This is a genomic window from Halobacillus campisalis (assembly GCF_030345335.1).
GTDB classification, from domain to species: domain Bacteria; phylum Bacillota; class Bacilli; order Bacillales; family Halobacillaceae; genus Halobacillus_A; species Halobacillus_A campisalis.
Map to the genome: position 1 here is coordinate 305824 of NZ_JAPVRC010000002.1, position 24156 is coordinate 329979.

17 protein-coding genes and 1 pseudogene are annotated in these 24156 nt (G+C 44.5%); 15 read left to right on the forward strand and 3 right to left on the reverse strand.

Annotated features, from left to right (window positions below; genetic code table 11):
• Positions 1-6 precede the first annotated feature (6 nt).
• The 7 genes from O2Q26_RS05690 (at position 7) to O2Q26_RS05720 (ending at position 7777) form a co-directional block, all read left to right on the forward strand.
• Entirely contained in the window at positions 7-1341 is a 1335-nt protein-coding gene (locus tag O2Q26_RS05690; protein ID WP_289214967.1) for an FAD-binding oxidoreductase, read from the forward strand.
• 21 nt (positions 1342-1362) lie between these two features.
• Complete coding sequence (locus O2Q26_RS05695; protein WP_289214968.1) at positions 1363-2229, forward strand: ABC transporter permease; 867 nt, start codon at positions 1363-1365, stop codon at positions 2227-2229.
• A 15-nt stretch (positions 2230-2244) separates the two neighbouring features.
• Positions 2245-3261: an ABC transporter substrate-binding protein gene (locus O2Q26_RS05700; RefSeq protein ID WP_289214969.1), complete on the forward strand. Its 1017-nt coding sequence runs from the start codon at positions 2245-2247 to the stop codon at positions 3259-3261.
• 3 nt (positions 3262-3264) lie between these two features.
• A complete protein-coding gene (locus tag O2Q26_RS05705) occupies positions 3265-4608 on the forward strand; it encodes an amidohydrolase family protein (RefSeq protein ID WP_289214970.1) in 1344 nt (447 codons plus the stop codon).
• Positions 4609-4624: 16 nt separating this feature from the next.
• Complete coding sequence (locus tag O2Q26_RS05710) at positions 4625-5866, forward strand: amidohydrolase family protein (protein WP_289214971.1); 1242 nt, start codon at positions 4625-4627, stop codon at positions 5864-5866.
• Between the two features lie 22 nt (positions 5867-5888).
• On the forward strand, positions 5889-7085 hold the full coding sequence (locus O2Q26_RS05715) for an amidase (RefSeq protein ID WP_289214972.1): 1197 nt from the start codon (positions 5889-5891) through the stop codon (positions 7083-7085).
• 239 nt (positions 7086-7324) lie between these two features.
• Positions 7325-7777, forward strand: coding sequence for a hypothetical protein (locus O2Q26_RS05720; protein ID WP_289214973.1), 453 nt, complete (start codon positions 7325-7327; stop codon positions 7775-7777).
• Between the two features lie 291 nt (positions 7778-8068).
• Here O2Q26_RS05720 and O2Q26_RS05725 read toward each other — a convergent pair whose 3' ends face one another.
• The 3 genes from O2Q26_RS05725 to allC form a co-directional block, all read right to left on the reverse strand.
• Positions 8069-9430 (reverse strand): allantoinase, encoded by a 1362-nt coding sequence (locus O2Q26_RS05725; protein ID WP_289214974.1) that lies wholly within the window; start codon positions 9428-9430, stop codon positions 8069-8071.
• Between the two features lie 19 nt (positions 9431-9449).
• Positions 9450-10706, reverse strand: coding sequence for a pyridoxal-phosphate-dependent aminotransferase family protein (locus O2Q26_RS05730; RefSeq protein ID WP_289214975.1), 1257 nt, complete (start codon positions 10704-10706; stop codon positions 9450-9452).
• A 693-nt stretch (positions 10707-11399) separates the two neighbouring features.
• Positions 11400-12647, reverse strand: a complete 1248-nt coding sequence (allC, locus tag O2Q26_RS05735) for an allantoate deiminase (RefSeq protein WP_289214976.1) — start codon at positions 12645-12647, stop codon at positions 11400-11402.
• A 188-nt stretch (positions 12648-12835) separates the two neighbouring features.
• Between allC and O2Q26_RS05740 the strand changes: the two genes are divergently transcribed.
• The 8 genes and pseudogenes from O2Q26_RS05740 (at position 12836) to O2Q26_RS05780 (ending at position 23932) form a co-directional block, all read left to right on the forward strand.
• The gene (locus O2Q26_RS05740; protein ID WP_289214977.1) at positions 12836-14437 is read left to right on the forward strand and encodes a PucR family transcriptional regulator; all 1602 of its coding nucleotides are present in this window, start codon (positions 12836-12838) and stop codon (positions 14435-14437) included.
• A 1008-nt stretch (positions 14438-15445) separates the two neighbouring features.
• Positions 15446-16910 (forward strand): annotated as a pseudogene (gene pucL / locus O2Q26_RS05750) (factor-independent urate hydroxylase).
• 22 nt (positions 16911-16932) lie between these two features.
• On the forward strand, positions 16933-17286 hold the full coding sequence (gene uraH, locus O2Q26_RS05755; RefSeq protein ID WP_289214980.1) for a hydroxyisourate hydrolase: 354 nt from the start codon (positions 16933-16935) through the stop codon (positions 17284-17286).
• Positions 17287-17652: 366 nt separating this feature from the next.
• Complete coding sequence (locus tag O2Q26_RS05760; RefSeq protein ID WP_289214981.1) at positions 17653-18837, forward strand: LysM peptidoglycan-binding domain-containing protein; 1185 nt, start codon at positions 17653-17655, stop codon at positions 18835-18837.
• A 318-nt stretch (positions 18838-19155) separates the two neighbouring features.
• Positions 19156-19767 (forward strand): class I SAM-dependent methyltransferase, encoded by a 612-nt coding sequence (locus O2Q26_RS05765; protein ID WP_289214982.1) that lies wholly within the window; start codon positions 19156-19158, stop codon positions 19765-19767.
• Between the two features lie 237 nt (positions 19768-20004).
• Positions 20005-21678, forward strand: coding sequence for a urocanate hydratase (hutU, locus tag O2Q26_RS05770; RefSeq protein WP_289214983.1), 1674 nt, complete (start codon positions 20005-20007; stop codon positions 21676-21678).
• A complete protein-coding gene (gene hutI / locus O2Q26_RS05775; protein WP_289214984.1) occupies positions 21675-22937 on the forward strand; it encodes an imidazolonepropionase in 1263 nt (420 codons plus the stop codon). Before hutU ends, hutI begins: the two co-directional genes overlap by 4 nt.
• Positions 22934-23932: an agmatinase family protein gene (locus O2Q26_RS05780; RefSeq protein ID WP_289214985.1), complete on the forward strand. Its 999-nt coding sequence runs from the start codon at positions 22934-22936 to the stop codon at positions 23930-23932. Before hutI ends, O2Q26_RS05780 begins: the two co-directional genes overlap by 4 nt.
• The last annotated feature ends 224 nt before the right edge of the window (positions 23933-24156 follow it).

Consider the following 24156-nt stretch of genomic DNA (forward strand, 5'->3'; position numbering starts at 1 on the left):
GTGAAGATGTGGAAACAGGAATTAGAAGATGTATTAGGCGAAGGAAAGGTCATTTTCAAAGAGAGTGACGTCGCTCGTTTATCGAAGGATTGCTACTGGTTCTCTCCCGTTCTTTATGAGGAGCTGAAGGATAAAGTCGCAGATTGCGCCGTACTTCCTGAAACGATTGAGCAATTAAGGACGATCGTTGCGATTGCTGTCAAACATCGGATCCCTTTGACTCCAAGGGGAGCAGGGACTGGGAATTATGGTCAGGGAGTTCCGTTAAACGGAGGGATCATCCTTGATTTGACGAAGCTGAACCAAATCAATGGAATCAGTGCCAATGAGGTCTCGGTCCAGGCCGGCGCAAGAATAGGGAAATTAGAGAAAACATTGAGGAAAGAAGGAAAAGAGCTTCATATTTATCCCAGCACCTTTCTGACATCGACAGTCGGTGGTTTCCTGTGCGGAGGTTCTGGAGGAATCGGTTCCATTCGCTGGGGGAATTTATGGGATGGAAACGTACTTGCAGTTACGATTATGACCGTGGAAGAAAGTCCAAAACTGTTGACTTTTAAAGGCGAGAAAGTGGTCGACTACATCCATAATTACGGAACCTCGGGCATCCTTGTCGAGGCTGTGCTTCCGATTGAGGCAAAAACCGAATGGTCCCAGCACATTGCTTTCTTTGACGATTTCAAAGATGCCGTGCGATTCAGTGAAAAGCTGGCCACTGAAGAACGTATCGTAAAAAGGCTGTTATCGGTATGTGAGTGGCCGATTCCTGAGCATTTCCATTCTTTGAAAAAAGTCGTGCGGGAAGGTAAATCGATGGTCATGCTGGAAGTAGACGAATCATTCGATGATGAACTCCGGGAATGGGCAGAAGCTTATGGAGGGGATTTAGGGTTTACGATTCCTTCAAGCAAGTACCAAAAAGGGATGAAGGTTTCAGATTACACGTGGAACCATGCGACATTATGGGCTCAAAAACACGGTGAGAATATGACCTATCTACAAGCACGTTTTGAAACAGAACGCATTTTTGAACAGATGGACGCGATTCGTTCGAAGTTCGGTCTTGAGATCCAGTTCCATTTCGAGTTTATTAAAATCGACGGAGTCATCACCCCTGCGTCCCTGCCTGTCGTCCTTTATAAATCGAAGGAAAGGTTGTATGAAATCATCGACTACTGTGAAAGCATCGGTGTTGTCATCAATGATCCGCACACGTATCTGTTAGGATTCGGCGGTTACAATTTAAGGATGGAAGAAATCGAGAAGAAGAAGAAAGTCAACGACCCATATAATCTGTTGAATCAAGGCAAGATCCCTACTATAGCAGGCCAGGCGAATTAAATGACTAAGGGAGGCGTGAAAATGGAGCATACATCTGACAATCTTCACGTAAAAGAGAGACTGGAAGATCATTCGAAAGAGCGAGAAGCTGCTGCGAAGAGAAGAAGGAACATTATGAATAATTGGGTGCCGCCTATGATCACTTTTGTGGTATTTCTATCTCTGTGGCAGTTCGGAACGCAATGGTTTCAAATTCCTGCTTACATACTGCCGACACCTACTGATATTATAGCGGCTTCCATACAAAATTCAGACAGACTGCTGGCCTCTGCCACTACTACGATTCTGGAATCTGTCATCGGCTTCGTGTTCAGCGTCGTCATCGGCGTCGGAGCAGCAGTGATCATGGCCAGCTCAAAAATTTTGGAGCGAAGCCTGTATCCATATGCTATTTTATTGCAAACGATCCCGATTGTGGCTATTGCCCCAATCATCGTCATTTGGTTCGGCTCAGGAATGAACGCGATCGTCATCATCGCGTTTACAATCGGTTTTTTCCCGATGCTTTCTAATACCCTGATCGGATTGAATGCGACAGATCGAGGAATGATTAATCTCATGCAGCTCTATAAAGCGTCGAAGTGGGAAATCATGTGGAAAGTCCGTCTTCCTGCCGCACTTCCTTATATCATCGCTGGTTTGAAAATATCCTGTACGCTGGCGATTATCGGGGCAATTGTCGGAGAATACATCGCTGGAATCGGCGGGGGAGCCGGAGGGCTCGGATATGCGATTACTGTGGCATCGACTACGATGGAAATCCCCTATTTATTTGCCTGCGGGATTGCAGCTTCATTTTTAGGAATTGCATTTTTTCTACTCGTCAGCTTATTGTCGAAAGTACTTTTAGGATCATGGCATGAATCGGAAATGAATGTAGAAAATTAAAAAAGGGGTTCTATTATGAAAAATTCTTTGTTATATAAACGGCTGCTTTCTGTTGCGTTTTTACTTTTAGTTTTAGCTGCTTGTGCAGATGCAAGCTCAAGTGAGGGAGACGAAGGATCATCAGATGAGGATGGGGGCGAGCTTCAGGAATCTAAGCTCATCACGAACTGGTTCGCTCAACCTGAGCATGGAGGGAATTACGCAGCTTTAGAGCAAGGGATGTATGAAGACGAAGGACTCGATATGGAAATTGAACCAGGCGGGCCACAAGTATCGACAACCCAAATGGTCGCTGCCGGCGAAGCTGATTTTGGGTACACCCAGGGAGAAGATATTCTCAATGCGAGAAACAAGGGGATTCCATTAGTAGCCATCGGGGCGATTTTTCAGGAAAGTCCTTACGTATTCATCTCACACGCTGATGCGGGCGTGGAAGATTTTGAAGATTTGAGTGGGAAAACAGTAATTACGGCACCTGGCGTCGGGTACTGGGAATACATTAAAGAAGATTATGATCTAGAAGGGGTAAAAGAAATATCCTATACAGGAGAATTGTCTAAGTTTATTGACAATCCAGATGCAGTGACACAAGGCTACGTGACATCTGAACCCCATGTTTTAGAGAAAGAAGGGGTGGAAACAAATGCTCTGCCTATCCACGATTCTGGCTTCCAGCCGTATTCCAATGTCATTTTCACTACGGAAAAAATGATTGAAGAGAACCCGGAGAAAGTCCAAGCGTTTATGGACGCCACTCATAGTGGGTGGGAGTATTATAGAGAAAACTCTGAAGATGTCCAGTCCTTTTTACAAGAGTATAATCCTGATTTGACTGAAGAGCTTATGACATATGGAGCTGAGGCACAAGAGGAGCTGATCTTTGGAGGCGAGGCCGAAGAGCACGGATTCGGTTATATGTCAGAGGAGAGATGGTCCACTCTTCAGGAACAGATGCTTGAACTTGAAATCATCACAAATGAGGAAGATCCAAGCAATTACTATACGACTGAATTTTTGTCTCTGGAGGAGTAAAAATTGAATGAGTTGATTTTGAAGAATGTCCGCCTGCCTTTATTTGAGGAAGATGCACTTTACCAGCTGACAATCAAAGATGGCCGGTATGAACATATTGTTAAGCAAACAGAAGCTGCTCCTCTCCAAGCTGTTCCCTTCACTCAAGCGGAGGGGCAGCTTGCTCTTTTTCAAGAGATTGATGTAGAGGGAAGGCTGTTATTTCCGTCATTTGTTGATATCCATACCCATTTAGATAAAGCTTTTTCATTAAAGGCGGTGCCTAATCCAACCGGCACTTTGCAGGAAGCAATTTCCAATTATAGTGAAAAGGCTCATCTTTTTTCCAGTGAAGAAATCGAACGGCGTGTCATGAAAGCGGCGCTTCATTCGTTATCTTATGGGACGACACATATTCGGACACATGTGAATTTCGAACTGGATGTCAGCAGGGACGTAGCGTTGGAACATTTACGCGCTGTTCTTCGAGCGAGAGAGGCGTTAAAGGATCATCTGTCCATCCAGGTCGTGCCCATGTTTTCAAGAATCCATCAAAGAACAACGGAGGAGCTGCGGATAATTGAAGCGGCTATCAACCTTGGAGTCGATGGCATCGGAGGCGCGCCTCACCTGGATGAAGATGCAGAAAAAGCGATCGAGGCTTTGACGCAGCTTGCGATAAAGCATGACAAGTTCATAGATTTACACGTGGATGAAAATGATGACCCATCGATTTGTACCATTCAACATTTGATAGAAGCAGCAGAAACATATCGACTGCAAGGGAGGGTGACAGCCGGACACTTATGCTCGTTAGCTGGCATGGATCAGCTTAAAGCTCAGCGTATTATGGAGAGAATGGCGGATGTGAATATTCATGCCGTCACCCTACCTGGAGCCAATCTATTTTTGCAGGGACGTAACGATCAGGGAGTCGTCAGGCGTGGAATTACGAGAGTAAAAGAATTAATAAATGAAGGTGTCCTTATTGCGGCAGCTTCGGATAATGTCAACGATCCGTTCCATCCATTTGGACGGGGGGATATGCTCCAAGTCGGGTTATTGACAGCCTATACAGCTCATTTAGCAGGAGAAAAGGATTTGACTCAAGTCTTGAAAATGATCACTTCCATACCGGCCGAGATGTATGGTTTGAAAGCTCATGAAATAAAAGGAAAAGCTCCGGCAGAGTTTGTGCTAGCAGAAGCGACAGATCTTCATGAGCTGTTTGCTTCTTTATCGCCGAGTCGTCATGTGTTTTCGAAAGGCAAGTGGATCAGCAGCCGGTCATCTGAGCTGACTTTTCAGGATGCTGAGCTCCATCAGTTTTTTAAGGAAAGCCATGCGTATGATGTGAGTGAAGTTTAAGAGTGAGGTGCTGTCTATGTACGAAACTGTAGTTACGAACGTTCGATTGATCGATCGGGAAGGAGCGTTCAATATCGGAATCACAAAGGGGAAGATTGACGCGATCACAAAAGATGAGATCCATGGAAAGAACTCGTGGGAGGGGTACGGGGATCTTGTACTTCCGCCATTTGTAGAATTGCACACTCATCTCGACACGGTCCTTACCGCAGGAAAACCGGTCTCTAACCAAACAGGAACCCTGGCCGAAGCGATTGAAATCTGGACGGAAGCTAAAAGCCGGCTCGATATAGAAGATGTCAGCCGCCGTGCAGCTGAAGCCCTGAAACTGCTCATATCCCAGGGAGTTTTGTTTATAAGGGCTGCCGTTGATATTTCAGACCCGGATTTGAGGGCTTTACAAGCGGTTTTGAAGGTGAAGGAAACGTTCAGTAGTATCATAGATTTACAAATTGTTGCTTTCCCTCAAGAAGGACTGGAGTCAAAGGAAAATCAGGAAAAAATGGAATGCGCTGTCCGCATGGGAGCGGACGGAGTAAGTGCTGTGCCGCACCTTGAAAAGACAAACAAAGCAGGGATCGATTCGCTCGACTTCTGCTTTAAGATTGCGAGAAAATATGAGAAATTCATTCATGTGTTTTGTGACGAAGTGGACGATCCGAATTCGAGATTTTTAGAATCCCTGGCTGAACTTACGATCAGCCAGGGAATGGAAGGGAAAGTGTCCGCTTCCCATGCCATAGCGCTGGCTTACTATGATGATGATTATGCTCAACAAGTCATTCAGCTTGTCAAGCAAGCTCAGCTCACGATCGTTTCTTGTCCTCTCGTCAACAGCTCCATGCAAGGAAGGTTCGATGCGTTCCCTAAAGGAAGGGGTATTACAAGGGTGAAGTCATTATATGAAGAAGGAGTGAATGTTTGTATCGCTCATGACGATGTACAAACACCTTTTTATCCTTTAGGAAGCGGAAATATTCTACAGGCTGCCCATTTAGGAATGCACTTAGCTCATATGACGGGCACATCTGAATTGAAAGCTGGCCTTGAAATGATCACCGCTCATCCCGCCAAAGGCTTTATGGTGGAAGAGCAATATGGATTGGAAATAAGAAAGCCTGCAAGTTTCATAACATTACCGGCTGCTACATTAACTGAGCTGATCAGTCATCAGCCCAGCTGCCGATACGTTTTTAAAAATGGAAAGCTAGTTTCATCGACTCAGCCGAAAATGACGACGTGGCACGTACCTTTTTAACTAAGCAAAAGGAGGGACCGACATGCAAGATCATTATAACGCGTATGTAGATACAGAGATTGAGAGGAAGCCTTCAGGCTCAGGCAAGCTGAATGATCTTACGTTTTCTGCAAAAGATGTCTATTCGATCGAAGGGTATACCAATCATGCCGGGAATCCTGATTGGCTGCGCACACATAAGCCGGCAGAAATAACCGCTCCGGTAATTACGAAACTATTGAAAAATGGCGCCCGACTTAAAGGGACAACGCACACAGATGAATTGATGTATAGTCTCAACGGAGAAAACTATCATTATGGAACGCCTGAGAATCCAGAGGCAAAAGGACACATTCCGGGAGGATCCTCCAGCGGTTCGGCAGTTGCCATAGCTGCGGGTAACGTAGACTTTGCCTTAGGTACTGACACAGGGGGGTCTGTACGGGTCCCTTCATCTTATTGTGGGATATATGGGTTTCGTCCAACACACGGAGCTGTAGATATAAGTGAAGTGATTCCACTGGCCGAAAGCTTTGATACGGTCGGCTGGATGGCAAGAGACCCTCAATTGCTTTATGAGGTCGGCCGAGTACTTCTGCCCGAGTTGCCGGATCAAAAGTTCAAGCTTGATCGAGTGCTGAAAGGTAAGGATGCTTGGGGGCTGATGGATCCAGAAGCTAAAGAAAGCTTAGCTTTATTCATGACCTACTTTGAACAAATGAGCGGTAGTTTTGAAGATGTCGAAATTTCTAAAGAAGGGCTGGACGAATGGTTCGGGGTATTCAAAATATTGCAGGGCTTAGAGATCGGCCAGGAACATGGGGCCTGGATCCAAAAAGAGAATCCAACATTCGGACCGGGCATTGCAGAAAGGTTCCAGTGGACGCAGACGTTGAAAAAAGAAGAGCATCTTCATGAATTCAAAAGAAGAGAAGAAATACAAAAGCATATGAAGCAGCTTCTTGGAGATGATGGTTTACTTATCATTCCTACAGTGCCCGGAGCAGCTCCTAAACAGGGTTTACCTCCTGAAGAGCTGGAGGAGCGGCGGGCAAAAACAATGGAATTGTTGTGTATTGCAGGCTTAGCTGGATTACCTCAGTTGACTATACCCTTAGGCAAAGTAGATGGAAAGCCTGCTGGGGTGTCTATCGTTGCGAATCAGCATAAAGATCTCAATCTATTAGCGTGGGCAGTTAAGTTTCAAGAAAAAATATCATCGCTCCATATGAAAGGGTGAAACCTCCGCTCGTAGGAAGAATCATGATTCTTCCTACGAGCGGTTATTGTGTTCATTTTAGTGTTCTGGTCACTTGGATTTACATAAAAATGTCGAGAAAAAACGATTGTCTATCTTTGGTAATAGCCGTTTGAAATTGAAGCTAGCCCCTTATATTCATCTTCCATTAATTAGGTTTTATCGCCCTGTCAGGGGGAATCTGGAGAATGTAATAAATATAAGAGGAGGCTTTCAAAATAATGAGTATGATGGTCAGTGAAAGATTAAAAAATTCCAATTTGGAAAATTTGCGTACGGCTGCTGTACTGGAGTTCACGGAAGAGGTGTTTGAGTCTGCCAATATCCAGTCTTTAGAGGTGTTGACTGCGAAACAACATCAACTATTTATCGTGAACAGGAATGACCGCACACTGACGATCCTTAGTATTGATTCAAAAATGAACGTGACAAAGGAAACTCTGTTTACGGAAAGAATCATTTCTATGAAGGAATATTTTGAAGACTACAGCCTGTCAGATAATACGGCGCCTAGAAAAATTGAAATTGCGCTTATGGGCGGACGTGTATTAGAAATCGAACCGCAAATGTCACGGACGCAGGATGAAAATTATAAAGAACCTGAAATGCTGGAGCAAGTGAATGAAGATTTTGAGCATTTGATCGCAGCTTTAAAAAACACCATGATTTTATAATAGATTTGAACACAAAACGAGTATTCCAATGTGGAATACTCGTTTTGTAATTGTAGCTTATGTTTTCTACAAGGCGTTTTGTACGGACGGGCGTGTGTTGTATCACACGCTTTACGCGTACAAATCGCTTCGCTAAAACTGCGCTGCAGGGGGGCGGATCGCCCATTAGAAGTCTCCTAATCCACGCCCTTCCCGTAAGAATCTCTTTTATATTTCAAACTGGATCTTCTAATGTTCTGTTGAGAGTGAAAGAAAAAAGTTGCCGAGACTTTCTCGCCAGACTGAATTTACTTATTGGGATGGAACATTTTTAACCCATGTTCCTTGAGGAGGGGAGTGGTGGCCTTCTTCTGTATAAACAGCCTGCCCTCGAAGGTACGTAGATGTTATCGTGCAAGGAAATTCATGGTCTAAGAAGAGGCTGTGCTTATGCCTGGAGTGCAGATCCTCTGTCCGGACCCGGAAAGGCCGTTCAAGATCGACGATAGTCAAGTTCGCTTCCATTCCTTCGTTAATTTCTCCAATCGTTGATAAACCGAACCGTTTCGCTGGTCGGGCAGCTGTCCATCCGGCTGCTTTTTCTAATGGAATAGTATGTTTGAGGGCTAGTTCAATGACTGATAATAAGGTGAACTGCCCGCCGCTGATTCCGCCCCAAGCATCCAGGAGATTGTATTGGTCCGGGTCTTTTAGTGAAAAAGGGCATGGTGAATGATCAGAGGTAATCATATCGAATTGATCATCAAGTAATAATTGAACGAGCTTTTCCTGTTCTTCAGGTTCGCGCAGCGGAGGGGCGCACTTGGCGACAGCTCCCCGTTCTATGAGATGGGTATGATTGAACAACAGGTAGTGAGCGCATGTCTCAAGCGTAATATCCAATCCTTTCTTTTTTGCTGACTGGATCTTATCAACTGCATCCTTGCTGCTGATATGTACAAAATGGAGGGAGCATCCGGTAATCTCAGCATAGTGAATCGCTCGTTCTACAGCTTCTACCTCCGCAATAATAGGACGAGTCTCCGCATAATCACCAGCTGTCGTTTGCTGATTATTCTTTTTTTTCTTAGATAAGTACCCGGTGATTGGACCGCTTTCGGAATGCAGGGCTAACACTTTATTGAGCCGTGAAATTTCCTCCATTCCTTTAAGTAGAGTCTCGTCGTCCACAGATTTGAATTCTTCATTCCCCGTTTCTGAGAGGAAGGCTTTAAAGCCAATCGCCCCTGATTGAGCAAGATCGGCTAAATCTGAGAGGTTGCCAGGGACTAATCCTCCCCATAAGCCGAAATCAACATAGGATTTCTGCTCCCCTATTTTGGCTTTTTCCAGTAAAGCAGCTTGATTGGTTGTAGAGGGGACGCCGTTTAATGGCATATCAAAATATGTGGTAGCTCCGCCAGCTGCCATCATCGAGGAGCCAGTGGTGAAGCCTTCCCAATCTTCACGTCCCGGTTCATTGAAGTGGACGTGTACATCGACCATTCCTGGAAAAATGTGCTGTCTGTCAGCGCGCACGACATGTTTTGCATTATCAATTATATCAGCGGCTATAACCGAAATTTTTCCGTCTTTTATTCCAATGTCTTTTTTCATCACACCATTCGGTAAAACGACGTGACCATTTTTGATAATCGTGTCGAGCTGTGGCAAACTGTTTTCCTCCTCAGCTTTATAGTTTGATGGTTTCTTTGACTGCAGTACTGTAAGTGTCCAGAGCGGCCTGCAGAGCTTTGCCAGGTGCGACGGTGACGTGATGACGAATAAGTACGGCTTCAAGCGCGCCCAGGGTAAACAGGATATTTTCCTTTCGGCAGCTGTAGCCCATCGTGCCGATGCGCCAAATCTTTCCCTGTAACTCGCCGAAAGAACTGGCGATTTCAATTCCGAATTCATCAAGCATCATAGATCGTACCGATTCAGCATCCGTTCTTTCAGGGACTTTAACGCAAGTGACAGTCGGCAATTTGCATTCAGGGTTTCCGAATAATTCCAACCCCATCGCTTGCAAGCCTGCCACCAGGGCCTGTTCATGAAGTCGATGACGTTCGAACCTTGTCTCAAGCCCCTCGTCAAGAACGAGACGTAATCCTTCTCTTAGTCCGTACAGCATCGACGTAGCTTCGGTGTGATGATTAAGTCTCCGCGGCCCCCAATAATCTTGAAGCATACTCAAGTCCAGGTAATTACTCTTGATCATCGGTCGTCCTCTTCCGATTTCCTCTGCTTTATCAGCCGCAGTTGATATTCCTCTTTCTACCTTTTTTCTAGAGGCGATCACCTTTTCTATACGATCATTATAGGTGATCGGAGCCATACCCGAGGGAACAGACAAGCATTTCTGAGTGCCTGCTATCAAGCCATCAATAAACCATTCATCTACCCTGATATCCGTACCGGCAACAGAGGCAACAGCATCAACGACCAATAATACGTCGTTCTTTCGGCAGTACCCCCCGATTTTATGTAAGGGCTGCATCCGTCCTGTTGAGGTCTCTCCGTGAACCATTGCGGTGATTTTCGGTTTCACCTTATGAATTTCATCAATGATGGCTTGTTGGTCAAAAACTTCTCCCCATGGACATTCCATCGTATAGACGTCTGCTCCGTATCTTTCGCAGATTTCGGTCAGCAAATGACCGAACCTTCCAAAGATTGGCACGAGCACTTTGTCTCCCGGTTCTATAATACTGCACAGCATAGCTTCGATTCCGGATCGCGAAGTGCCATCGACAGGAAATGCCCATTCATTTTTTGTTTTGAATAGTTTTCGCAGCATCTCCATCACCTCATTCATGATCGAAGTGAAGGCCGGGTCGAACTGACCTAAGACAGGGGTACTCAATGCCCGGAGAACTCTCGGATCCACTTCTACAGGCCCGGGAGTCATAATGGTGCGGAGCGGAGTGTTCAATTCTGTATACGTCATCAGTCATTCTCCTTTTTTATTGATTAGCTCAGTTAAATTTCACTGTTGATATTCACATAAGCTACCTATTCTTGAAGACTTAGTTTCAAGGTATTTAGGGAATTCTCGTTACTACGAATAGAGGTTGAAGGTCCGGGAAATCACTCGCTTTCCATGGGCGTACGGTGATCTTCCTCGGGCTAACGCCCTGCGGGATCTCACCCTGTACTGTCATCCCATAGGAGTCTCGCAATTTCCCGGACCTTCTTGAGTTTGTTAGGATCACGGAAATATCTTAAGTGGTGCTTCTTATAAAAATAACTGCTTATGAGTGATAACAAGCGAAACTTTTGTATGCGAGGATGCTTGAAACTACCTTATAAAGTTCAGGAAGTTTTAAAACTAAAATGCTATAAGCATAGCACTGGAGTTTAATGCTCTCACTGTTTCTAAGAAGATTCTTTTTCAAACGATTTCGAGAAGCACATCTATAGTGAGGGGCGGCGGGGAATGGGGAGACTCCTGTGGGAAGAGAGTGCTAAGTGAGACCCCGCAGGACGGGACGTCCGAGGAGGCTCACCGCGCTCCCACGGAAAGCGAGCCATTCCCCGCCGCCCTGATCCACTCTCAAAATGTCTCGGAATATAGTCTTTCAAAATCCTGCCTTATTGTTGAATAACTATTTATGAAAAATCAACAAAGATGTGTAACAGATTAATAGGCCAGTTTATATAAAAGGTCGGTTAACAGGTCTACGCCATTTTCAAGATCTTCGGCTTTCGTGAATTCTTTCGGTGAGTGGCTGATCCCTTGCTGACTTGGTACAAATAGGAGTGCGGTCGGGCAGTGGGTGCCGAAAACTTGAGCATCGTGCCCGGCACCGCTTATTAATGGCTGAAAAGGGATGTTGTTATCCTGCGCAGTGGCTTTGGACAGGTCCATTAACGAAGCATCCATTTGCACCGGAGAAGCGTTCAGCCACTGGGAAGAAGAAATGCTTACTTGATTTTCTGAAGCTGTCAATTGAATATAATCATGGAACCTGTCGCAAAATTGTTTCAGGTGTTTCTCTTCATGATGACGAACGTCGAGGGTGAATTCTACTTCGCCGGCAATGACGTTCGGTGTATTCGGCTGGGCGGTGATTTTACCAACCGTGGCGACAAGATCAGACTCATCATTTCTCGCTTCTGTCGTTACGTAATCAATCAAATGGGAGGCGATACTCATAGCGTCTTTTCTTAAAGGCATAGGAGTCGTCCCGGCATGGTTGCTTTCTCCTGATATGTTGATAGTGAACCTGCGCTGACCTACTATATGGCTGACAAGCCCGAGTGAGCGTCCTGATCGATCAAGTACGATGCCCTGCTCGATATGAAGTTCTATGAAACAATCAATATCCTGTCTCATAGGAGATTGATAATACGCAGGGTCAAAACCGGCCTCACGCATCGCTGAAAGTAAAGGAACACCTTTTGCATCTGTGACGTTTTTAGCGTCCTTGAGGGTATAACGGCCCGTGATGTTCCTGGACCCCCAGAAGGTCATAGGGAAGCGGCTGCCTTCTTCTTCGCATAGCGATACGACTTCGATTGGTTTTTTCGGAGTCCCGTAGGTCGCTTTTAGTCTTTCAACAGCCAGCAGGCTTGCTACAATGCCGTATACCCCGTCGTATCTTCCTCCATCTGCCACGGTATCTATATGTGAACCTGTCAAAACCGTATCCGCCTTGGCTTCGCTGCCTTCCAACCTCCCGAACAGGTTGCCGACACTGTCAAAATGGACAGCTAATCCGTCATTTTTCATTTTATGTTCAAGAGCTTTCTGAGCTTCACCCCATGCGGATGAATATAATAATCGATTTACTCCTCCGTCAGGAGAAAGACCAAAGGATGACAGCCATTTCACCATGTCTTCGGCTTTGTTATTTATGATAAAAGTAGATTTTGATTCAATCGCCATAGTTCTCCTCCGTTTCATCTGATGTAAGGATGAGATTCTTTTTGCTAGTAGGTTAAGTTTACCAAGAGAACTGTGGCACATCATTGGCAAAAGTGTAGTAATTTCAATGGTTTATTGTTCAAATTGCATAATAATTCTAAAAATTATGATAAAATACATAAAAATGAAAAGTAGATGGAGTGAAGTTTATGAAAGTTTCGGAAGTTTTGCATATGCCTGCCTTGGAAGGGTGCCATGTAATCGCTGGGGAAACGGGCATCGACCGTGAAATTCTGCATGTCAATATGATGGATGCACCGGATATTGCACGATTTTTAAAACCGCAGGAGCTGCTGGTGACGACTGCGTATCATGTCAAAGATCAGCCTGAGCTGCTGCTCGAACTGGTCGAAGCGATGAACGCACAAGGTTGTGCTGCGCTGGGAATTAAGACGAAGCGTTTTTTGCAAAAGATTCCTGTAGAAGTTATTAAGCTGGCAGACGAACTCGGTTTTCCCATCATAGAACTGCCGTCGTCGACATCGCTGGGAGATATCGTGAATCAGACGCTTAGCAACATATTAGATAAGAAGACCAATGAACTGCGCTTGGCTATTGATACTCATAAGCAATTCTCCCAGCATATTATGAGTGGAAAAGGGCTGCACAAATTATTGAAGAGCCTGGCTGACATGCTGCATGTTCCTGTAGCGTTACTGGATCAGTATGCGAACCCGATCGCTGCCTCTGACCCTAAGCTGACACTCAATCATTTGGCTAAAGGGATCTATGTCAAAGGAGGGAACACTGTCCCAGAAGCAAGTCGGTACTATTCATTTTCCACGGTTCCCGATCGCCGTACATATTCTGTATTTCCTGTATTTACTCACGAAAAAAGAGCGGGCTCTCTTATAGTATTCTCGCCAATCCACAAGGAGGATCATTCCTCACAATTGACGATTGAACAGGCCGCCAACGTCATATCATTTGAGTTGATTAAAGAAAATGCGTTGAAGCAGTATTCGCGGCGAGTCAAAAATGAATTTTTTCTAAATTTCACAGAAGGGATGTTTTCTTCACAGGAAGAAATCATCAATCGGGCAAAAGAATTCTCGCTCGAAAATAACGCTCCCTATTTTTGTGCCATCGGTAAGGTAGTGACGAAAGGGTTTAGCAGCTATACTCAAACCCAAATAGAAACCGACCAGATCTATGAACATATTGAAGAAGAACTTATAAAGTTCTCTTTATCTACTTATTTATTCACACGGGGAGACCAATGTATTCTTCTATTCAAAGTCGATGGAAGCGCTAAGGAAAACCATGATTATGTTGTATCCTCTTTGAAGCTCATCCAGGATAATGTAAAGGATCGATTCGGTCGCTGCATTTCTTTTGGGATCAGTAACTTGTCCAGGAATTTGCTGAATGTAAGAAAAGGTTATAAGGAGGCACAAGATGCGCTTCAAACAGGTTTGCGTACAGGTGAAGAAGGATTTATTCAGAGTTATCGGACGAAGGATGTTATGGAGCTGCTCCGAGTTGTTCCAGAAGAAGATTTAAAAGAATTCTATGATAACGCTTTGAACCGGCTTGCGGGAGAGGATGAAACACTCCTGGATACACTTTTTGTCCACTTGGAAACTCATTCGCAGATTTCAGAAACAGCGAAGCGGCTGTTCGTCCATCGAAATACCGTCGTCTACCGACTTGAAAAATGTGAAGAATTACTTGGGGGTAAACTAAGCGATGCGGAGACGACGATGCAAATCCGCTTAGCGTTAAGAATCAAAACGATGCTTGGTTTTTAATGATTTTTTTTATGGCTATGTTAAAGATGGTTGTTGATGTTCATAAGAGAGTTATTCAACAATATGGCAGAATAGTTTAAGACTTGATTTCGAGACATTGTGTGAGTGGATCAGGGCGGCGGGGAATGAGTCGCTTTCCGTGGGAGCGCGGTGAGCTTCCTCGGACGTCCCGTCCTGCGGGATCTCACCAAGCACTCTTTTCCCACAGGAGTCTCCCCATTCCCCGCCGCCCCTCACTATAGATGGGCTTTACGAAATCCAAATAAGAAAATTTCAGACATTCTATTCCATGCTCAACTCAACAATCAGCAACAGAAGAGAATTCCTCCTCTTCTGTTCGATAAGGGGCCATCGAATTTCTTCGTTCCTCGTGTTGCCTTTATCAGCTCAGTCCATGCCACTGAACGAAAGATGTACTTCGCTAAATCACTTGAAAAGCACCTTCTTAGTAATAGTGGGGGCATTAAACTCCAGTGCTTTGGTTATAGCATTTTAGTGTAAAAACTTCCTACACTTTAAGGCAATTCCCGGCATTTTCTTGCATACAGAAGTCTCGCCAGTTATCACTCAAAGGTAGTTGTTTTTTTTAGTGAAGCACTGCCTCAAATGTTTCCATAATCCTCACAAGGGCAAGAAGGTCCGGGAAATGCGAGACTCCTATGGGATAATAGTACATGGTGAGATCCCGGAGGGCGTCAGCCCGAGGAAGCTCACCGTACGCCCATGGAAAGCGAGTGATTTCCCGGACCTTCAACTACTATCATTGCGACGGAAACAGCCCGATTATCTCGAAACTGAGTCTTCCACTAACGGGAGCTTTTATGAATATCAACACGGATTAACAGAGCTTTTTATAAAGAATTATGCATAATGCTCATTTACAGACCAGATAATTGTATAAAGTGAATAATGACAATTTTCAGATAAATATCTATGATAGGAATTATACATTGTAGCAGAAGGAGTGAGGGGGAGGTGAGAGTAGTGAATATAAGAGAGATCAACGAAATGAGTGATCAGGATTTTGCGAATTGTCTCGGCAAAGTCTTTGAGGATTCTCCCTGGGTGGCGGTGAAAGCTGCCCAGTTTCGACCCTATCCTTCATTAGATGCTCTTCATCAAAGAATGGTCGAGATTGTAAGCAACGCTCCGGAAGAAGAAAAATTGGAGCTCATCCGCATCCACCCGAACCTGGGTGACAATATTCAAATGAGTGAGGACTCCGTCCGTGAACAGCAGGGGGCCGGACTTAAGAACTTATCAGAGGAGGAGTTTGCAAGCTTCCAGTCATTGAATGAGCGATATACAAAGAAATTCGGCTTTCCTTTTATTTTTGCTGTGAAGGGCAAGTATAAGGACGATATTCATGAAGCATTGAAAGAGAGAGTCGATAACTCCGAAACGGAAGAATTTGATAAAGCTTTATCTGAAATTTATAAAATTGCCAGGTTCCGTCTACAAGATAAACTAATGGCTTGAAGGAGAGAATCGAATGGATATTCCATCAAATGAACGCACCATGTATTATGGAAAAAGAGACGTGTTTGCTTATCGTACATATATGACACCTCTACGCGGTGTAAAACAAATTCCCGAGTCGAACTACAGCGGAAATGAAAATATTGTGTTCGGATTAAACGTTAGTGTAAGGGTTGGAGGGGAAGAATTTTTACCTTCATTCACAGAAGGTGACAACTCGATGGTCGTAGCGACCGATTCGATGAAAAATTTCATCCAATGGCATCTAGCCAGCTATGAAGGATCAACGACCGAAGGCTTTATCTCTTATGCAGCACATGCGTTTCTGGAAAAGTATCCTCACTTCGAAAGTGTACAGATGATCGGTGAAGAAATTCCCTTTGAAGCGGCCAGTGCCAGTACAAAGGAAGGACTTGTTCCTAGTAACCTAGTATTCAAACATTCCCGCGATGAACGTTCACAGGCAATGATTGAACTAGTGCGAAGCGGTGACGGGATTCATGTGAAGCACCAACAAAGTTCTTTATTGGATTTACAGCTGATCAAAGTGAAAGGGAATTCGTTCGTCGGCTATATACGGGATGAATATACGACCCTCCCGGAAGATGGCAACCGTCCTTTATTCATTTACTTGAACCTCCATTGGCAATATGAGAAAGAGGAGCACGCCACAGGTGCAGAGCCGTCCCAATATACGGCCGCTGCTCAAATCAAAGATATAGCCGCAAGCGTGTTTCATGAAAAAACAACTCCATCTATCCAGTCATTGATCTACCATATTGGCTGCCGTGTTTTAGAGAGATTTCCTCAGCTTAAGGACGTGACTTTTGAATCGCAGAACCGCACGTGGGAAACCGTAGTTGAAGACATCCCGGGGTCCGAAGGGAAAGTTTATACGGAACCGCGTCCACCATATGGCTTTCAAGAGTTCACAGTCACTCAGGAGGATGCTGCGAAGGAGAAAGAAAAACAAACCGTATCCTCTGAAAAATAATAGGTTATAGCGAGGGATCAATATGGCAGGATTAACTACGCATGTACTTGATTTGACTCATGGGACCCCTGCGGACCATGTAGAGATAGACTTATATACTATCAAAGGAAAGAACAAAGAACATATCAAAACTGACACGACCAATCTCGACGGCCGCCTGGATACTCCTTTATTAACTGAATTAGAAATTCACCAAGGAGAGTTTGAAATCGTGTTTCATATCGGTAGTTATTTTAAGAGGAAAGGGGTAGAGCTTGAGGAACCGAATTTCTTACATGCTGTTCCTGTCCGGTTCGGTATAAGCAAGCCGGACTCCCACTATCACGTTCCTTTATTAGTGTCACCGTGGGGGTATCAAGTGTATAGAGGCAGCTGAATAAAACGAATCTTTTAAACAGAGGAGGGATTCATACAGGTTACTGTCCTGTATGAAATCCCTCCTCTGCTTTTTTTGGTAAACCTGCTAATATATGAACCTAAGCTTGAGCAAGTATAGGACAGCATTCGAATTTGTATTTCTCAATTTATGACAAAAACCTCCTAAAAACTTTATTGCAGAAGTTATAATTCCTCAAAAATATACAGAAAAAAGGTTATATCTGGTCGAAATTTAAATGTTTTTGTTTTCATTTTCTAAAAAAGAAGTATAATGAACTTATAAGTGAAAGAATTTTCTGATTATTTACCACTCCACCATACATATGCTGATCCCCTCAGCATAACTAAAAAAGAGGTGAGTGAGATGAATGCGAAATTACTGCGGTTAAGTGTCCTCTTTATTCTATTGATCGCTTTCACCCTGCCTTTCTCTCCGCAAGTAGAAGGAGCCAGCTCTCAGTTTGTTACAAAAGGAAACACTTCAAGCAAAGTAGTTGCTTTAACCTTCGATGACGGCGCAGATGGAACAAATGTCGAAAACATTCTCCAAACACTTTCATCCAACAATGTGAAATCCACTTTTTTCCTTACTGGTTCAGGTACAAACCATCATCCTCAAAAAATCAAAAACATCGTGTCAAAAGGACATGAAATTGGAAACCACTCCTATAGCCATCCAGACTTCACCAAACTTACGGCTGCTCAAATCAAGGACGAGCTTGAGCGTACGGAAGACATTATAAAGAGTACGACAGGTCGTTCGACTAAGCCTCTTTTTCGCGCTCCATTCGGTGCTGTCAATTCTTCTGTTCTCTCAGCAGTCGGCAATGCCGGGTATAAGCACACCATTCATTGGAATATTGATACGGTTGATTGGAAGGGAAATTCAGCCGCTGATATTCGCAACCGGGTACTTAACAATATCGTACCTGGGTCGATCGTACTGATGCATACGGGGGCAGGTGCATCCGGAACACCTGGTGCTTTGCCGGGGATTATTAGTAATCTGAAAAATCAAGGGTATCAATTTGTTACCGTCTCTAACTTATTGAATAGCGGGGAATTATCTTCCACTGGTACTCATACGGTAAAAGCCGGAGACACACTTTACAGTCTAGCTCTTAAGTACAACACTTCGGTAAGTAAAATCGCGGCAGAGAATCAGCTGGATAATGTGAACTTTCTTCGTATCGGACAAGTACTGAAGATACCAGGGGAATCAACCGCGCCGCCGAACAGCCCAGCAACCTATACGGTGAAATCAGGGGATACACTGTATAGCATTGCACGTAAATATAATACAACCGTGTCTGAAATTACTTCCGTGAATCAAATTAGAAACGCAGCATTAATTCAGGTTGGACAGGTGCTTACGATTCCAAATGGATCGACCTCTGAGCCAGCTGCTCAAACGTATACTGTTAAAACAGGAGATACACTTTACAGCATTGCCTTGAGGTTCGGAACGACTGTGCAGAAAATCGCATCTGCCAACAACATTTCAAATCCTAGCTTCATACGTCCAGGCATGAAGTTGTCTATTTCTTAGGTTGACTCAACATCTGAAAATGCAAAAAAAGTGAAATGAACAACATATCAAAGATATACTAAAACCTCATAAACACAAAAAGAGGCTGGTTTATATCTAAGTAGTTCCGTTTCTGTGGAGAAACATACGAAATAACATACTCATGAGCAGACCAAATCGCATATGATTTGGTCTGCTGTTTTTTGTATGTATATCAACGGTTGTTGTGTATGGTCACTTGTATTAGTATAGTCGGAACTCTAGTAACCTAATGATAAAAGCTGTGGTGAGCGTGCTAGTGTCTATGGTATTTATAGACCAAGTAGGTAATTGTAAAATTTGTTAAGGTTTGTTCTTAAACTAACTGGCAGTATAGTGGAAGACTTGATTTCAAGACATTGGGTGAAATCGAGCACACCTGACTTATATGCGCAAAGAGTGGAACGAAGTGAATTTTTAACGAAACATGTGAAGAAGTACGTTGCCAAGAAAGGAAAAGTTCTTGAAGCCGGTCGTAATGTAGGACGTAATCTCAACCATCTTTTCAGTCACGGATATAAAGACGTGACGGGGATTGAAATCAGTGAGAAAGCAGTAAAAGCAATGAAAAAAACATATCCTCAACTTGCGAAAAAAGCGAATACCATTCATTCACCAGTAGAAAATGTTATTAAAACACTCCCGACTGATGGTTTTGATTTAGTCTTCTCAATGGTTGTATTGGAACATATTCACCCGGACAGTGACTGGATCCTTGAAGAAATCGCAAGAATATCAGGAGAGTATTTGATCACTATTGAAGCCGAAACGGCTGCCAACTGGCGTTTTTTCCCGAGGAACTATAAGGAGATTTTTGAGAAATACGGATTCCGGCAAGTGGAGGAAAAGAGCTGTGAAGAGGGCGGGTTGGAACATTACACGCTCCGAGTGTTCAAAAAGAAAGGGAAGTAGCTGAAAATACCTGCTGGAAAATATCCGGCGGGTTCTTTTGTTCTCGCTGATCTTTTTGCTGATGTTAATGTAAAAAAATAGTGGGTAGTGTATATACTTTTTGTGCTACTATGAGCTTATAGATGAAAGAATATGATGGGACTGGAACACATGAGGTCTTTTCATTGCCCATATAGTAGGTCATGCACCCTTTTTGACGTAAGGGCAGAGAAATGAATGAAGAGAGGGGCAGGTTTGATGGATAAAGATCAATCCAAAAAAGTAAAACAGTTCGAAGGGACGAAATTGCATACAAAAGGATGGATTCAGGAAGCGGCTTTAAGGATGTTGAATAATAATCTTCATCCTGATGTTGCTGAGAACCCTGATGAACTCGTCGTTTATGGAGGAATCGGCAAGGCGGCGCGAAACTGGGACTGTTACGAAGCGATCGTTGAGTCTCTTACAAACCTTGAAAATGATGAAACCTTACTTATTCAATCTGGCAAACCAGTCGCTGTGTTCCGCTCGCATGAAGATGCTCCTAAAGTTTTGATCGCCAACTCCAACTTGGTACCAGCCTGGGCGAATTGGGACCATTTTCATGAGCTTGATCAGAAAGGTTTGATGATGTATGGACAAATGACGGCTGGAAGCTGGATTTATATCGGTAGTCAGGGGATTGTTCAAGGAACATATGAAACCTTTGCCGAATGTGCAAAACAACATTTTAACGGAAGCTTAAAAGGAACGATTACACTGACATCCGGACTAGGTGGTATGGGTGGAGCACAACCTTTGGCTGTAACGTTGAACGGAGGGGTCTGCATCGCTGTTGAAGTCGACCCGCAACGGATTCAGCGTCGAATAGACACGAAATACTTAGATGTTTCTACTGATAATATAGATGAAGCCATTCAGTTAGCAAAAGAAGCCCGCGACCAAAAGAAAGCGCTATCAATCGGACTGCTCGGAAATGCGGCTGAACTGCTGCCGAAGATGCTGTCAAATGAGTTTATTCCTGACGTACTGACAGACCAGACCTCAGCTCATGACCCCCTTCATGGATACGTTCCGGTTGACATGAGTTTAAAAGAAGCTGAACAACTGCGTAAAACAGAGCCTAAAACTTATATTCAACGTTCCAAACTAAGCATTGCTGTTCATGTCCAGGCTATGCTTGATATGCAAAAGAAAGGTGCAGTAACGTTCGATTATGGAAACAACATCCGACAGGTCGCAAAGGATGAAGGGATCGAAGCGGCGTTTGACTTCCCAGGCTTTGTCCCCGCTTACATCCGGCCGCAGTTTTGCGAAGGAAAAGGACCGTTCCGCTGGGTCGCGTTATCTGGTGATCCTGAAGATATTTATAAGACCGATGAAGTGATTTTACGTGAGTTTAGTGATAACGAACACTTGTGCAACTGGATTCGGATGGCTCGTGAGAAAATCAGTTTCCAAGGGTTACCTGCCCGTATTTGCTGGTTAGGATATGGTGAGCGTACGAGATTCGGGAAAATCATTAACGACATGGTGGCAAGCGGAGAACTGAGCGCACCTATCGTTATCGGCCGTGACCATTTAGATTCCGGATCTGTCGCTTCTCCAAATAGAGAAACAGAATCAATGAAAGATGGCAGTGACGCTGTTGCCGACTGGCCGATCTTGAACGCTATGATCAACAGCGTGGGTGGAGCAAGCTGGGTCAGTGTTCATCATGGAGGCGGTGTCGGGATGGGCTACTCTCTGCATGCGGGAATGGTTATTGTAGCTGACGGCACAAAAGGGGCAGCACAGCGGCTGGAGCGAGTATTGACTACAGACCCAGGAATGGGCGTTATACGTCACGTGGACGCAGGCTATGCTATCGCTGAACAGACAGCTCGTAAACAAGGAATCCAAATCCCGATGCTTAAGGAGGAGTCCGAATGACAGACAAGCTGCTCATAATGAATGCCGCGCAAGTGATCACGATGAAAGGGCATAGTGACCGTCCAGCAATTCAAGGGGAAATGGCTGAGCTTGATATCATCGAAAATGGTGCGGTCTATATAGAAGATGGAAAAATTGCTGCGGTCGGTCCTACAGATGAGATTTCATCTAATTATTCGTCAAATCAGCGAATTGATGCCTCCGGAAAAGTAGTAACCCCCGGGTTGATCGATCCCCATACACATCTTGTCCATGCGGGGACGAGAGAGAACGAGTATGCCATGCGGCTGAATGGTAAGACATATATGGAGATTATGGAGTCGGGGGGAGGGATCCATGCAACGACGCGTGCTACTCAGAAAGCCAGCCACGAAATGTTATATGAGCAGTCGAAAAAGCGGCTCGATCAATTTTTGCTGCATGGTGTTACGACAGTCGAAGCAAAAAGCGGCTATGGATTGACTCTGGAACATGAAATCAAACAGCTGGAAGTCGCGCACCAGCTGCATCGAGATCATCCGGTTGATCTGATTTCAACGTTTATGGGTGCCCATGCCATCCCAATGGCTGAAAAAGGTGATCCGGATCCTTTTGTTGATCGTGTTATTCATGAAATGATTCCGGAAGTAGCGAAAAGGAAGCTGGCCACTTTTAACGATGTATTCTGTGAACGTGGTGTGTTCACTCCTGAGCAGTCACGCAGGATACTTGAGGCAGGGAAGCAGCACGGATTAATGCCGAAGATTCACGCTGATGAGATCGAACCTTATGAGGGAGCGGAATTGGCCGCTTCGGTTGGAGCCGTTTCAGCAGATCACCTGCTAAAAGCGTCTGAGAAGGGAATCAAGGCCCTTGCGGAGGGTGGAGTAGTCGGAGTTTTGCTGCCAGGCACTGCTTTTTTCCTTATGGCTGAATTCGCCGAAGCCCGGAAAATGATCGAAGCGGGAATTCCGATAGCGTTATCCACTGATGCAAATCCAGGATCTTCGCCGACAATTTCATTGCCTTTCATAATGAATTTAGGATGCTTGAAAATGGGAATGACACCTGAAGAAGTTTTGTCAGCAACTACGATCAATGCCGCTCATGCTATTGGCTGTGCCAGGGAAGCAGGCAGCCTGGAAATTGGGAAAAAAGCGGACGTGACAATTTTTAATGTGCCTAATTATTTGACGCTATCTTATCAATACGGCATGAATCATGTGGATACGGTCATAAAATCTGGCAAACCTGTCGTAATAGGAGGGCGGCTGCAATGACAAACTATCCATATCCTATGCTTGAACGCCCAGAAAGAATATGGACGAAGCCAACCGATCAATTACGTGATCTTAAAGTGCACGAATGGGTTGAATATATAGGGGAAGGACCGATCAATTGGGAAGAGTACGATGTAACGATTTTAGGAGCACCCCTTTCTAAATCGTCTATTAGTACATCGGCAGCCAGTGAAAACCCGGAGGCCATGCGTCAGGCCTGGAAATCGTTCGGGACGTATAATCTTGACGAGGATATTGATTTGGCTGCATTAAAAGTCCTTGATCTTGGCAATGTGCGGGAGCATGTCACAGATATTCAATGGACGCAGCAGCAGATTAGAGAAGCGATGGCTGCAATAAGGACCTATCACCCTCATACACTGCCGATCACACTAGGCGGCGATCACTCGATCACAGCTAAGCTGCTCGAAGGTTGGAAACAGGTGCATACGGAAGAAACGATCGGATTGCTGCAACTGGACACCCACTTTGATTTACGCGATCTCACGGACATAGGACCAGCAAACGGTACACCAGTCCGCAGCCTTGTAGAGAGTGGAAATGTGAAAGGGGAGCACGTCCATACAATCGGTTTGCATGGATTTTTTAACGCAAAAGCACTCAAAGACTATGCTGATGCAAAAGGGATTCATTATACAACGATGAAGCAGGCCAGGAGTGAAGGGATCGGAAACGTAATTCGTAATTCGCTCGAAATTTTGGGGCGCGAAGTCGACACCATCTACCTGACAGTGGATATGGATGTTCTTGATATCACTCACAATCCGGGTGCTCCTGCTGCCACGCCGGGCGGAATGTTCACTCATGAATTGTTTGAATCAGTCCAAATAGCTGGGGCTCATCCTAAAGTGAAAGCTATGGACATCGTCTGCCTTGACCCTCGCAAAGATATCGGAGAGTTTGGCATCAAGAGCGCCGTTCATGTCATGCTGTCATTTTTGACGGGGTATTGCTTAAGACAGAATAAGAAGTAACATGGACGTCCGTCGGAATTAATAAACTCCTCATGGAGAATAGGTTAAAATAAAGTTCGAAAGTTCAGCTTTTGAAGCGTCTGAATATAATATAAAAGTAAAAATATTAATACTGTTTCTTTCGTTCTGCAGTAATGCAGAAGCCTGAACTTTTCCAAGTGAAATTGAACTTTCTATAGAAAACGTTTACAATTTAATTAGATACTGTGAAATAGGTGAAGACT

Bases quoted from the DNA above. Each gene is read 5' to 3' on its own strand.
- O2Q26_RS05695 (WP_289214968.1), top strand. From the start codon at position 1,363: ATGGAGCATACATCTGACAATCTTCACGTAAAAGAGAGACTGGAAGAT.
- O2Q26_RS05690 (WP_289214967.1), top strand. From the start codon at position 7: ATGTGGAAACAGGAATTAGAAGATGTATTAGGCGAAGGAAAGGTCATT.
- O2Q26_RS05730 (WP_289214975.1), bottom strand. From the start codon at position 10,706: ATGACGTATACAGAATTGAACACTCCGCTCCGCACCATTATGACTCCC.
- O2Q26_RS05715 (WP_289214972.1), top strand. From the start codon at position 5,889: ATGCAAGATCATTATAACGCGTATGTAGATACAGAGATTGAGAGGAAG.
- O2Q26_RS05760 (WP_289214981.1), top strand. From the start codon at position 17,653: ATGAATGCGAAATTACTGCGGTTAAGTGTCCTCTTTATTCTATTGATC.
- O2Q26_RS05740 (WP_289214977.1), top strand. From the start codon at position 12,836: ATGAAAGTTTCGGAAGTTTTGCATATGCCTGCCTTGGAAGGGTGCCAT.
- O2Q26_RS05710 (WP_289214971.1), top strand. From the start codon at position 4,625: ATGTACGAAACTGTAGTTACGAACGTTCGATTGATCGATCGGGAAGGA.
- allC (WP_289214976.1), bottom strand. From the start codon at position 12,647: ATGGCGATTGAATCAAAATCTACTTTTATCATAAATAACAAAGCCGAA.
- hutU (WP_289214983.1), top strand. From the start codon at position 20,005: ATGGATAAAGATCAATCCAAAAAAGTAAAACAGTTCGAAGGGACGAAA.
- O2Q26_RS05700 (WP_289214969.1), top strand. From the start codon at position 2,245: ATGAAAAATTCTTTGTTATATAAACGGCTGCTTTCTGTTGCGTTTTTA.
- uraH (WP_289214980.1), top strand. From the start codon at position 16,933: ATGGCAGGATTAACTACGCATGTACTTGATTTGACTCATGGGACCCCT.
- hutI (WP_289214984.1), top strand. From the start codon at position 21,675: ATGACAGACAAGCTGCTCATAATGAATGCCGCGCAAGTGATCACGATG.
- O2Q26_RS05780 (WP_289214985.1), top strand. From the start codon at position 22,934: ATGACAAACTATCCATATCCTATGCTTGAACGCCCAGAAAGAATATGG.
- O2Q26_RS05720 (WP_289214973.1), top strand. From the start codon at position 7,325: ATGAGTATGATGGTCAGTGAAAGATTAAAAAATTCCAATTTGGAAAAT.